Origin of the sequence: Pseudorhodoplanes sp., assembly GCF_035565855.1 — a bacterium.
In the GTDB taxonomy this organism is placed as follows: domain Bacteria; phylum Pseudomonadota; class Alphaproteobacteria; order Rhizobiales; family Xanthobacteraceae; genus Pseudorhodoplanes.
Genome location: NZ_DATMRX010000071.1, coordinates 1 through 11,655, shown reverse-complemented (window position 1 = coordinate 11,655; position 11,655 = coordinate 1). Strand labels below are relative to the sequence as shown.

The window sequence follows — 11,655 nt, the reverse complement described above, 5'->3', positions numbered from 1 at the left end:
TCGCCTGGATCATGCCGACGCCGCGACCATACTGCGCGACGGCGCCCGACAGCGACAGGTCCGTATGGACCAGCACCTTGGAGCCTTCGCCGGCCGGCTCCAGGCGGAAGGTGGACTTGGCCTGCGCTGCGCCGCGGCCCTTGGCGTCATTGCCCTGGGCCCGCACGCGCGCGGTGTGGTTGACGTTGTCGATGTCCTCGAACACGACCGTGCCGGCGAAGGTCAGCGCCACGGGACCCAGGCGGACGCCGATGTTGCCCTTGTAGGTCTTATCGTCCACCACGTCCGTGAGTTGCGCCCCCGGCATGCAGGGGGCGATGCCCTGGATGTTCATCAGGACCGGCCAAGCCTGTTCGGGGGGAAGGGGGACTTCAAACGAGTTGTCGAATTCCATGTCTGCTCGCGGTCCGTGCTTGTTACTCGGCTGCGGCGTGCGCGACACCGCCGTGCGCCTTCGACCACCCCGCCGGATCGTGGAGGAATTTTTCGATCTCGGAAAGCTTGATTGGGTCGAACTGGCCGCAGGTCTTGGCGAACTCGAGCACGTCCCACCAAGTGCACAGGTGATGCAGCTTGATGTTGAGATCGGAGAGGATCTTCTCGCTCTCCGGGTAGATGCCGTAGAAGAAGATGACGAAGATATGCTCCACGGTCGCGCCGGCCGCGCGCAGCGCGTTGCAGAAATTCACCTTGCTGCGGCCGTCGGTGGTGAGGTCCTCGACCAGAAGCACCCGCTGGCCGGGCTCCAAGTGTCCTTCGATCTGCGCGTTGCGGCCAAAGCCCTTGGGCTTCTTGCGCACGTATTGCATTGGCAGCATCAGGCGGTCCGCCATCCAGGCGGCGAAGGGAATGCCTGCCGTCTCGCCGCCGACCACGGTATCGAACTGCTCGAAGCCTGCATCGCGGAACACGGTGGCGGCGCCGAAGTCGATCAGGGTCTGGCGCACGCGCGGAAACGAGATCAGCCGGCGGCAGTCGGTGTAGACCGGGCTCGCCCAGCCGGAGGTGAAGATGAAGGGCTTGTCGTCCATGAAACGGACGGCCTCGACCTCCAGGAGCATTTTGGCCGTCAACTCGGCCATGACCTTGCGGTCGGTAAATCCAAGACCTGTCGTCATGTTCGATCCAATCCAGACCCCGCTCGATTAAGCGCCGCTGCGGGCGGCGTCAAATGCGGAATTCGTCGCCGCGCTTGCGGCCCTGGAACACGCTGGTGAACAGGTCGTCCGGGGTCCACAGGCGCGCGGTCAGGCCCTGTTCGTGGGAATAGCCGGCGATGGTCGCCATCGTGTGCCGATTCTTATCGGTAAGACCATATTCCCAGGGGTCCGGTCCCAGCACCTCCTGCTGTTCGTTCCAGGCCTCCAAGTACCAGGCGAGCGGCACGATGCGCGGATTGGCCATCCGCTTCATGGCGATGGCCTTCGACTTCTCGAAGGCATGGAACAGGTTGACCGGCACCCAGGGGTGACGATCGACAATCTCCTGGCGGATGCCCATGACGTGCATGATCGGGAAAATCTGCGTCTTTTTGTAGAAGCGGATTTCCTCGGCCTTGTAGTCGGGCCATAGCCGGGCGACGCGCGGATCGCCGGCCTCCATCGGCTTGATGATGTCGGAGTGGATGAGGGCGTCGATCTCGCCCTCCGCCAGCATGGTTTCCACCGACTTGTCGTGGGGCAGGCGGGTGATCTTCAGTCCGGGCGGCGGGTTGAAATCCACGTCCTCGTCGAGTTCGGCAACCCATTCGACCGATTTGTGCGGCACGCCATATTCGTGCTCGAGGATGCCGCGCATCCAGTGGATCGCGGTCACGAGGAATGACTTGATGCCAATCCTCTTGCCGATCAGGTCGGTCGGTTTCTTGATTCCCTTGCTCGTGTTGACGAACACGAAGCCGTGGCGGAAGCGGCGGTGCAGGAAGACTGGAATGGCGGTGATCGCCATGCCCTTGTCGCGGGCCACGATGTAGGACGAGCAAGATGTCTCGGCCACGTCGAAATGGCCCTCGCGCAGGAAGCGCCAATGCCGCGTGGTCGAATCCATGTCGGTCAGGATGGTGAGGTCGATACCGTCGGGAGCGACCGTGCCATCCTTGAGGGCGCGTACGATCTCGTAATTGCCGCAGGCGAGCGTCAGGGGGATGTTCTTGGGCACGTCGGACTTCCTTGCTGCATCGTTGTCGGGGCTGGAACGCAGTCAACCCGGCTTTGACTGCAAAATCCAGACTGGGGCGGGGCAATCAGTGATGCTGTGCATGCATTGAGGCGGCCGGGTTGCGGTCGCCTCACGGCTTTCGAGGGCAGGACGGAAGCCGCTTCAGGCCATTCTGTTGGTCAGCATGCCGATGCCTTCCACCCACACCCGCGTGGTGTCGCCGGGCTTGAGGAATTCCTTGCGCGCGGCGCCGACGCCCGCCGGTGTGCCGGTCAGGATGATATCGCCGGGATAGAGAGTGATCCGCGAGGACAGGTGGGAGAGTTGCTCGGCGAGATTGAAGATCATGTCGCCGGTGTTGGAATCCTGCTTGATGGTGTCGTTGACCCAGAGCTTGATGCCGAGCTTCTGCGGATTCTTGATGTCGCTTGCCGGAACGATCCACGGCCCGATCGGGCAGGCATCGTCGAAGCATTTCTGGCCGACCCAGTCCCACTTGAATGGCGTGGAATCCGGAAGCTGATTGCGCCGGCCGAGGTCGCGGGCGGAGAGTTCGTTGGCGATGGTATAGCCGGCCACGTAACCAAGCGCCTTGTCCAGCGGTACGTCCTTGGCCTTGCGCCCGATCACCGCACCAAGCTCCGCCTCCCAGTCGATCGCGTTCGATGCCTTGGGGAGCCTGACTGTTGCCTTGTCGCCGACGCAAGTACGCGACGCCTTGATGAAGTGCCACGGCTTCAGACCGACCTCGTGCGGGTCCGGCGCCGGCGGAATGCCTTGCAGCCGCGCCATCTCCATCATGTGGTCGGTGTAGTTGGCGCCGGCGCAATAGATCGCCGAAGGCCACATGACCGGTGGCAGGAGCGTGGCCTTCGCCACCGGCCGGCTCTTGAGCCTGCTTTTGCTCGCGGCCGCCGCGGCCTTCTTCAAAATGCCTTTCGCGGATGCCCAGTCGTTGAGGATATCGAGCACGCGGGCATAGGCCGCCTTGCGGGTGAGGGCCGCGGCATCGAACAGCTTTTCGTCCACCACGAGACCCGCGCGCGGACCTTTCTCGGATCGGTAGGTGACCAGCTTATAGCTCGACATGTGAAATTCGCTCCCTGCAGGATTCATTTCGAGCGCGGATTGGAACGCGCATTGAGGCAGGGTGCGTCTGCTCCCGGTTCGGCCGGCCCCGCCCGCGCCGTTTATAGCACGGTCTTGAGCGGCGGGCGGCAGGATCGGGACGGTGATCCAGCGATTACGTCACGACGGCGCGGATGCGCACAATCTTGCGGGGGCGGCCGACCAAGGCGGCGTAGTCTTCGATCGGCGACGGCCGCCCGATCAGGTAGCCCTGGATTTCGTCGCAGGATTCTCTGGCCAGGAAAGCGCGCTGCTCTTTCGTCTCGACGCCTTCCGCCAGCACCGGCAACTCAAGGCCGCGCGCCAGACCGATCACGGCGCGGACGATCGTGGCCGATTGCGGGTTGCGCTCGAGATTGGAGATGAAGGCCTGGTCGATCTTGATCTTGTCGAAGGGGAACGATTGCAGATATGACAGCGACGAGTAGCCGGTACCGAAGTCGTCCATCGCGATGCGGACGCCGAGTGCCTTGAGGCGCCGCAGGATGGCGACGGCGCGGGCGAAATCGTCGATCAGAACACCCTCGGTGATCTCGAACTCGAGCCGGGCCGGCGGCAGCCCGGTTTCCTGCAGCACGGTGTTCACGATTCCCGGCAGGTCGCCGTGGCGGAATTGCACCGGCGACAGATTGATCGCGACCTGTAACGGGTTCGGCCAGGATGCGGCCTCGCGGCAGGCTTCGCGCATGATCCATTCGCCCATCGCGATAATGAGCCCGCTTTCTTCCGCGAGTGGAATGAAGACATCGGGCGGAATCATGCCGCGCTGCGGATGCTGCCAACGCACCAGGGCTTCAAAACCGAAAACATCGCCGCTGATGCGGGCTTGCGGCTGATAGTGCATGGTCAGCTCGCCACGCTCGACCGCCGAACGCAGCTCCTGCTGCAGCACGCGGCGCTCGCGCAGCCGCTTGTCCATGCCAGCCTCGAAAAATCGGATGGCGCTGCGCCCCTCGGATTTGGCCCGATAGAGTGCAGCATCGGCGTTGCCGAGCAGCGTCGCCGCATCGGAGGCATCGGCGGGAAAGAGCGCGATGCCGATACTGACGCTGGCGCGCAGCGTCTGGCCGTTGATGGCGAACTCCTCGCCGACCGTCGCCAGCAGCCGATCCGCTAGCGCCTCGGCCGCGGCCGGCTGTTCACCGTCGGTTGCGATCACGACGAACTCGTCGCCGCCGAGCCGCGCGACGAAAGCGCCCCCCGCCACCGCCTGCAGGCGCTTGGCCGTCTGCCGCAGGAATTCGTCGCCTGCCGCGTGACCGTAGACGTCGTTGACCTCCTTGAATCGGTCGAAGTCGAGCGACATCAGGGCAAAGGAGTGTCCCTCTCGGGACATGGATTCGATGGTCGCGTCGATGCAGGCGGTGAAAGCGGCGCGATTGGGCAGGCCGGTCAGCATGTCGTGATGAACGAGGCGCGCGATCTCGGCTTCCGCGCGCTTGCGACCGGTGCGGTCGTCGATCACGGTCAGGAGATATTGCGGCTCGCCTTGCGCGTCGAGAATCGGAATTCTCGTCGTCGTCGCGATGCGGTGCTCGCCGTTGGGCGTTTTCAGTGGCCGCTCGTCATAGAATCGCGGCTGCTTCGTCTCCAGCAATTCCTTGTCATGCGTGAAGATCGTATCGGCCTCTTGCTTGGAGAACACCTCGTCGGTGCGCTTGCCGATCATCTCGCCACGCGGAAGGCCGTAGTATTCCTCGCCCGCCTTGTTGACGAGCACGTAGCGCAGCGTTGCGGCATCCTTCACCACGATGGTGGCGGGCACGTTCTCGATCACGGTGTCGGCGAACGCGCGGCTGCGGTCGCGCTCCCTCTCGGCGCGACGGCGTTCGGTGATGTCTTCGTGGGTGACGACCCAGCCGCTGCCATCGGGCGTCGGATGACCGATGACCTCGATGGTGCGGCCATCGGTCAGTTCCATCGTGGTGAGGGTCGGCTCGCGCCGGTTCATCGCCTCGAGCAGTTCTTCGGCGTATCGTTTCGGATCGATCGAGAAAAATGTGCCGCTGGCGATCCGCGCATCGATGAGTTCTCGGACGGTGCAGCCTGGCTTCACGATGTCGGGGGAGAGATTGTACATCTGCAGGTAGCGTTCGCTGCAGACCACGAGGCGGCCGGCGGCGTCGAACATGTTGAGGCCCTGCGACATGTTGTTGAGCGCAGTGTCGAGTTGCAGCTTCTGCTCGTGCAACCGGCGCTCCGCGAGGCGGCGCTCGGTGATATCCTCGTGCGTCGAAATCCAGCGGCCATCCGCCATCGGGTGGTTTTCGACCGAGATGATGCGGCCGTCGGCGAGTTCGATCGTCAAGGTAATCGGCTTGCCGTTCGCCATCGCCGCGCGCAGCTTGACGATGTAGCTGTCGGCATCGAGCATGAACGTGCCCGTGTCCCTGCGCATGACCAGGAGGTCGCGTAGCGGCAGGCCCGGTTTCACAATGTCCGGCGAGAGGCCGTAAAGCTCGAGGTAGCGGCGGTTGCACAGGATCAGCCGCGCATCCGAGCTAAACATCAACAGACCCTGGGTGATGTTATTCAGTGCGGTGTCGATCTGCAGTTTCTGCTCGAGCACCTGTTCTTCGGCCAGCCGCCGCTCGGTGACGTCCTCGTGCGTGGTCACCCATCCGCCGCCCGGCATCGGCTGGTTGCAGGCCTGGATCAGCCGGCCCTCGGTGGTTCGGATCAACCAGGTCGAAACCGAGCCCTGGCGCAACTCGCCCTGGATCCGCTGGTAATACTCTTGTGGGTCGGGGTCGAGCAGGCCGACGTCCTTGCGGTGCTGGATCAACTGCCGCAGCGTGCAGCCAGGTTTCACCACCTGCGGCGACAGCTTGTACATTTCGAGATAACGCCGGTTGAGAACGACGATCTCCTCCTTTGCGTTGAACATGCAAAGGCCTTGCGTCATGTTGTTGAGAGCGGCATCGAGCCGGATGTTCTGCTGCCGTAGCTGCTCTTCGGAATCCGCGAGCAAGGCCTGCCGCTCGCGGGCGAACTGGCGCTTGCGTTTGGAGACAAGGACGTCGGCCGCCGCGCCCACGAGGCTCATGCCGAGGATGGCGACTGCGCCGGCAGCCACCGCCAATGCGAGCGTGGTCAGGGAAATGCCGTGGTCCGGCAGCACAAGCATCGGATCGGACACGATCAGCGCCGCCGCCATTGCGGCGTGATTGTGCGACATGATCGCGAGCGTCAGCAACATGGCGGCGGCGACGGTGCCGCCCGGCCCGGGGTTGCGAACCGCGACCGCGAGCGCGAATGCTCCAAGCAGCACGGCGAGCAGGATCGATGCCGGGATCAGGCTGACGGTCCAGGTGACATTGACCGGCATCTGGAGCGCCCAGATGCTGACGTAATGGATGGCGGCAACGCCGGCGCCGATGATGGCTCCGCCGAGCGGCGCGGCAAAGCGGCCTTGGCCGCCGACCGCGATGCACAAGCCAAGACTGGTCACAAGGGTGGCGATGGCGAATGACGCAGCGGTCAGCTCGGCATCGTAAATGACCGCGATGCCGGGTAAATAGGCGATCATCGCGATGAAGTGCGTCGCCCAGATGCCGCACCCTGAGGCGGCGCCCGCGAGAACGAGCCAGGCGCTGCGCGCCCGGGCGCGTGTGGCGCGGGCACGGTGGAACAGGCTGATGGCCACAAGGCTGGAGAGCAGACAGACGATCGCTGCCAGGGCGACGAGCCGCCAGTTGTAGTCACCGTTGAACGGTGCCAGAGCCCCGAACATCGAGCCGCCCAATCTGTCGCTTTTGCGAAAAAGTAGCGCTTGGGAGGTTTACTTCACGTTATTTCAGCGTCACGAAATTGAACCAAACCAGACCATCCGCAGCGCCCCGGCCCGCCGGACGGTAACATACGACCGTCCGCCGGGAATGGGATCGCGTGCGCGCCTCCTACCGGGGCGCAACGACTCGCACCGGCTTGCCGTCGATCCAGCCTCGGATGTCATCGACGATGTCCGGATAATACTTGGCGTAATTCTGCTGGCTGACGTAGCCGAGATGCGGCGTGATCACGACGTTGTCGAGCTTGCGGTACGGATGGTCGAGCGGCAGCGGCTCGACATCGAACACGTCGAGGCCCGCTCCCGCGATCTTCTTGTTGCTGAGAGCGTCGAGCAAGGCCTTCTCCTCGATGATCGGCCCGCGCGAGGTGTTGACGATATAGGCGGTCTTCTTCATCAGGCCGATTTCCTTCGCCGTGACAAGCCCGCGATTGCGCTGGCCGAGTTGGACATGGATCGTCACGATATCGGCGTTGCGGAACAGATCTTCCTTGGTGGCGTATTCGACGCCAACCTCTTTGCACCGCTCGGGCGTAAGGTTCTGGCTCCAGGCGATGACCTTCATGCCGAACGCCTTGGCCACGCCCGCCGCCCGCACGCCGAGCTTGCCAAGGCCGATGATGCCGAGCGTCATGCCTTCGAGATCGCGGCCGAGCGTGAGCTGCCACGGCGCGCCCGCCTTCATGCGCGCGTTCTCCCAACCGATGCGCCGCGTCAGCTCCAGCATCAAGCCGAAGGCGATGCCGGTGGTCGGGTTGCCGTAGCTGCTGGTGCCGCAGACGACGATGCCGCGCTCCTTGCAGGCCGCCAGGTCGATCGACGCATTGTGCGCGCCCGTGGTGATGAGAAGCTTCAGATTGGGCAGGCCGTCGATCACCGCCTTGGGAAAGCGCGTGCGCTCGCGCATCATCACGACGATGTCGAAATCCTTGCAATCGCGGATCGTATCGGCGTCGCTGCGGCGGACCACATCGCTAAAGACTTTGATCTCGACGTCCTTGCTGATCTTGCTCCAATCGGCGAGCGTCATGGCAACATTCTGATAGTCGTCGAGAATGGCGCAACGATAAGTCATTTCAATAACCCCTTGTCCGCGATTACGTGCCTGCCGGCGCGCGTCGCGCTCACAATAGCGGGCGAGAAGCCTGGCACAAGGGGACGCAAGGCGGCCTTGTGATGGGCAAGAACTAGCCGCCGAAGGCGGCCTCGGGCAGGCCGCGGATACCCACGTCGATGGCGAGCAGCGCGCCGTCGATGGGCCGTGCCGGCCGGTCTTCGCCCGCGCTGGTCACATACAGCGTGTCGAGGCGTTCCCCGCCGAAGCAGCAGCAGGTCGGATGGGCCACCGGGACCTCGATGGTGCGATCGACGCGGCCGTCCGGTGCGTAGCGCGTGATGCGCCCGCCGCGATATTCGGTATTCCAAAGGAAGCCCTCGGCATCGACGCAGGAGCCGTCGGGCGACGGATGCCGCGCGGTGAGGTCGGCAAAGACGCGGCGGTTGGCGAACGCGCCGGCATCGATGTCGAAATCGAAAGCCCAGATGATCTGACTTGGCGTGTCGGCCAAATAAAATGTCCGGTCGTCCGGCGAGAATGCAGTCGAGTTCGGGATGGTCAGGGTGTCGAGTACGCGGCGCGCCGAACCGTCGGGATCGACTCGATAGAACGCGCCCGTGGGCTGGCGTGGACCCGCACTCATGGTGCCGATCCAGAGTCGTCCGCGCCGATCGCAGCGCCCGTCGTTGTAACGGTTCTCCGGCCGGTCGGGCTCGGGGCGCAGGAGAAACTCCAGCTTTCCGGTCGCCGGATCGAAGCCATGCAGGCCGTCATCCAAGGCCAGCACCAAGCCGCCTCTTTGCCGCAGGGCCGCGCAGCCGCAGAAGCGGCCGGGGAGGGGGAAGACATGATGCTCGCCCTTCACCGGATCGAAGGATTGCAGGCACGGCCGCTGGATATCGAGCCACCACAGCCTGCGGGTGACAGGGCACCACAGGCAGCATTCTCCCAGGGTGTCGTGAGCTTCAATCGCGGCGCGAATCGTAACCATGAAAGCGGGCTCCCGAGGGGTGAGAGCCCGATTCTATATGGGCTTTGCGGTCTGGCGATGGACAGGTCTTGCCATCACAGACGTTTGTGCTTGGCCCGCCATTTCGGGCCGGGGCCGCGCATGTAGTGCAATTCGGGCCGGTAGTGCCTCGTCAGCATGTCCATTAGCCTCTGCGCGAGTTTCGCGATCCAGCCCATAGCGCGGGCCTCCGGGCTTGTTCTTGGTTGCTTCGACTTGCCCATTGGTCGCGGCCGGCCGCGGCGAGGTTCAAAACGGCCGGCGGCTTGCCCTTCGTCACCGCGATGGCTAAATCAGCGCCAAATTTCCCCGAAAACGCGACGAGAGCAATGAACGGCCGCCAGTTCATCTACCATATGCAGGGTCTGACCAAGACCTATCCGGGCAACCGTAAGGTGCTCGAGAACATCAATCTGTCGTTCTACCCGGACGCCAAGATCGGCGTGCTCGGCGTCAACGGCGCGGGCAAATCGACCCTGCTGCGCATCATGGCCGGCATCGACAAGGACTATGTCGGCGAGGGCTGGGTCGCCGACGGCGCGCGTGTCGGTTACTTGCAGCAGGAACCGCAGCTCGATCCGGCGTTGAGCGTGCGGGAGAACGTCATGCTGGGCGTGGCCGCGAAGAAGGCCCTGCTCGACCGCTACAATGAGATTGCCGCCAACTACTCGGACGAGACGGCCGAGGAAATGGCGCAGCTTCAAGACGAGATCGACAGCAAGAACCTCTGGGAGCTGGACTCCCAGGTCGATCTCGCGATGGATGCCCTGCGTTGCCCGCCGGATGACGCGGACGTGTCGAAGCTCTCGGGCGGCGAGCGGCGGCGCGTCGCGCTCTGCCGGCTTCTCCTCGATCAGCCCGATCTGCTGCTGCTCGACGAACCGACGAACCATCTCGATGCCGAGTCCGTGCATTGGCTGGAAGGCCACCTGCGCGACTATCCGGGCGCGATTCTGATCGTCACCCACGACCGCTACTTCCTCGACAATGTCACCGGCTGGATCCTCGAGCTCGACCGCGGCCGCGGCATTCCCTACCAGGGGAACTACTCGTCATGGCTGGTGCAGAAGCAGAAGCGGCTGGAGCAGGAGGGCCGCGAGGAGGCGGCGCACCAGCGCACGCTTTCGCGTGAGCAGGAGTGGATCGCGTCCTCGCCGCGTGCGCGTCAGGCCAAATCCAAGGCGCGTTACCAGCGCTACGAGGAATTACTGGCGAAGGCGTCCGAGAAGCAGACACAGACCGCGCAGATCGTCATTCCGGTTGCGGAGCGGCTCGGCCAGAACGTCATCGAGTTCACCAACCTCAAGAAGGGCTTCGGCGATAATCTTCTGATCGACGATCTGACCTTCAAACTGCCGGCCGGCGGCATCGTCGGCGTGATCGGCCCCAACGGCGCCGGCAAGACCACGCTGTTCCGCATGATCACCGGGCAGGACAAGCCGGACAGCGGCACGATCAAGATCGGCGAGTCCGTGCAGCTTGGCTATGTCGACCAGTCGCGCGATTCGCTGAACCCGAACAACAACGTCTGGCAGGAAATTTCCGACGGGCTCGATCAGCTCATGCTCGGCAAGCGCGAGGTTAATTCGCGCGGCTACGTTTCGGCGTTCAACTTCAAGGGCGCCGACCAGCAGAAGAAGGTCGGCCAACTCTCCGGTGGCGAGCGCAACCGCGTGCACTTGGCCAAGATGCTGAAGTCCGGCGCGAACGTTCTCCTGCTCGACGAACCGACCAACGATCTCGATGTCGATACGCTGCGGGCGCTGGAGGAGGCGCTGGAAGATTTCGCCGGCTGCGCCGTCATCATCAGCCACGACCGCTGGTTCCTCGACCGCATCGCCACGCACATCCTGGCCTTCGAGGGCGACAGTCACGTCGAATGGTTCGAGGGCAATTTCCAGGACTATGAGGAGGACAAGAAGCGGCGGCTGGGCGAAGACTCCGTGATGCCGAAGCGGATCAAATACAAGAAGTTTAGCCGGTAAAGGCGGGGCGACCCGTTGCCGCTCTGGAGTGAGGCCGAGCCGAATCGCATATAACGGCTCCGTCAGGGCGTGTGCCGGGCGGAGCCATTGGAACCTATTCCATCGAGCCTGACTTTGATGCTGCCGATGGGCCGTGGACCCTTCCTGAAATCCGTCCCCGTCGCTCGGGACCATATCTGGGGCGTTTCATGTCGATATCTGCCGACGAGCCGGTGATTCCGCGCGGTGTCAATCTGCGGCCGCTGCCGCAGCTCATCTTTGCCTCCCGCTGGTTGCAGCTTCCGCTCTATCTCGGTTTGATTGTCGCGCAGGGCGTTTACGTGGTGCTGTTTCTGAAGGAACTCTGGCACCTCGTCCTGCACACGATAAATTTTACCGAGCAGGAGATCATGCTCGTCGTGTTGGGCTTGATCGACGTGGTGATGATCTCGAATCTGCTCATCATGGTCATCATCGGCGGCTACGAGACGTTCGTGTCGCGGCTCGAATTGCATCGCCACCCGGATCAGCCGGAATGGTTGAGCCATGT

9 protein-coding genes are annotated in these 11,655 nt (G+C 63.6%); 2 read left to right on the top strand and 7 right to left on the bottom strand.

Translation table 11 applies throughout. From position 1 onward, the window contains the following. From VN004_RS04080 to VN004_RS04050, 7 genes are all read right to left on the bottom strand, one after another. Positions 1 to 394, bottom strand: a 394-nt coding sequence (locus tag VN004_RS04080; RefSeq protein WP_325607282.1) for an SRPBCC family protein, incomplete at its 3' end; no start/stop codon positions are given. 22 nt (positions 395 to 416) lie between these two features. Next, on the bottom strand, positions 417 to 1,118 hold the full coding sequence (locus VN004_RS04075) for an orotate phosphoribosyltransferase (RefSeq protein WP_325607280.1): 702 nt from the start codon (positions 1,116 to 1,118) through the stop codon (positions 417 to 419). A 49-nt stretch (positions 1,119 to 1,167) separates the two neighbouring features. Further along, the gene (locus VN004_RS04070) at positions 1,168 to 2,157 is read right to left on the bottom strand and encodes an ABC transporter substrate-binding protein (RefSeq protein WP_325607278.1); all 990 of its coding nucleotides are present in this window, start codon (positions 2,155 to 2,157) and stop codon (positions 1,168 to 1,170) included. A gap of 162 nt (positions 2,158 to 2,319) precedes the next feature. Next, positions 2,320 to 3,246: a fumarylacetoacetate hydrolase family protein gene (locus VN004_RS04065; RefSeq protein ID WP_325607276.1), complete on the bottom strand. Its 927-nt coding sequence runs from the start codon at positions 3,244 to 3,246 to the stop codon at positions 2,320 to 2,322. A gap of 154 nt (positions 3,247 to 3,400) precedes the next feature. Continuing rightward, on the bottom strand, positions 3,401 to 7,018 hold the full coding sequence (locus VN004_RS04060; protein ID WP_325607274.1) for a PAS-domain containing protein: 3,618 nt from the start codon (positions 7,016 to 7,018) through the stop codon (positions 3,401 to 3,403). A gap of 166 nt (positions 7,019 to 7,184) precedes the next feature. Continuing rightward, positions 7,185 to 8,150 (bottom strand): D-2-hydroxyacid dehydrogenase family protein, encoded by a 966-nt coding sequence (locus tag VN004_RS04055; RefSeq protein ID WP_325607272.1) that lies wholly within the window; start codon positions 8,148 to 8,150, stop codon positions 7,185 to 7,187. A gap of 112 nt (positions 8,151 to 8,262) precedes the next feature. After that, entirely contained in the window at positions 8,263 to 9,123 is an 861-nt protein-coding gene (locus tag VN004_RS04050; protein ID WP_325607270.1) for an SMP-30/gluconolactonase/LRE family protein, read from the bottom strand. 347 nt (positions 9,124 to 9,470) lie between these two features. Here VN004_RS04050 and ettA point away from each other — a divergent pair, with 347 nt between their 5' ends. Then, positions 9,471 to 11,126, top strand: a complete 1,656-nt coding sequence (ettA, locus tag VN004_RS04045; RefSeq protein ID WP_325607268.1) for an energy-dependent translational throttle protein EttA — start codon at positions 9,471 to 9,473, stop codon at positions 11,124 to 11,126. A 188-nt stretch (positions 11,127 to 11,314) separates the two neighbouring features. Further along, the coding region (locus VN004_RS04040; RefSeq protein WP_325607266.1) for a YqhA family protein at positions 11,315 to 11,655 on the top strand (341 nt) is incomplete at its 3' end.

What these genes read in the sequence shown, in the direction of transcription:
- VN004_RS04075 (WP_325607280.1), bottom strand. Translation starts at nt 1,118, where the DNA reads ATGACGACAGGTCTTGGATTTACCGACCGCAAGGTCATGGCCGAGTTG.
- VN004_RS04065 (WP_325607276.1), bottom strand. Translation starts at nt 3,246, where the DNA reads ATGTCGAGCTATAAGCTGGTCACCTACCGATCCGAGAAAGGTCCGCGC.
- VN004_RS04060 (WP_325607274.1), bottom strand. Translation starts at nt 7,018, where the DNA reads ATGTTCGGGGCTCTGGCACCGTTCAACGGTGACTACAACTGGCGGCTC.
- VN004_RS04055 (WP_325607272.1), bottom strand. Translation starts at nt 8,150, where the DNA reads ATGACTTATCGTTGCGCCATTCTCGACGACTATCAGAATGTTGCCATG.
- VN004_RS04050 (WP_325607270.1), bottom strand. Translation starts at nt 9,123, where the DNA reads ATGGTTACGATTCGCGCCGCGATTGAAGCTCACGACACCCTGGGAGAA.
- ettA (WP_325607268.1), top strand. Translation starts at nt 9,471, where the DNA reads ATGAACGGCCGCCAGTTCATCTACCATATGCAGGGTCTGACCAAGACC.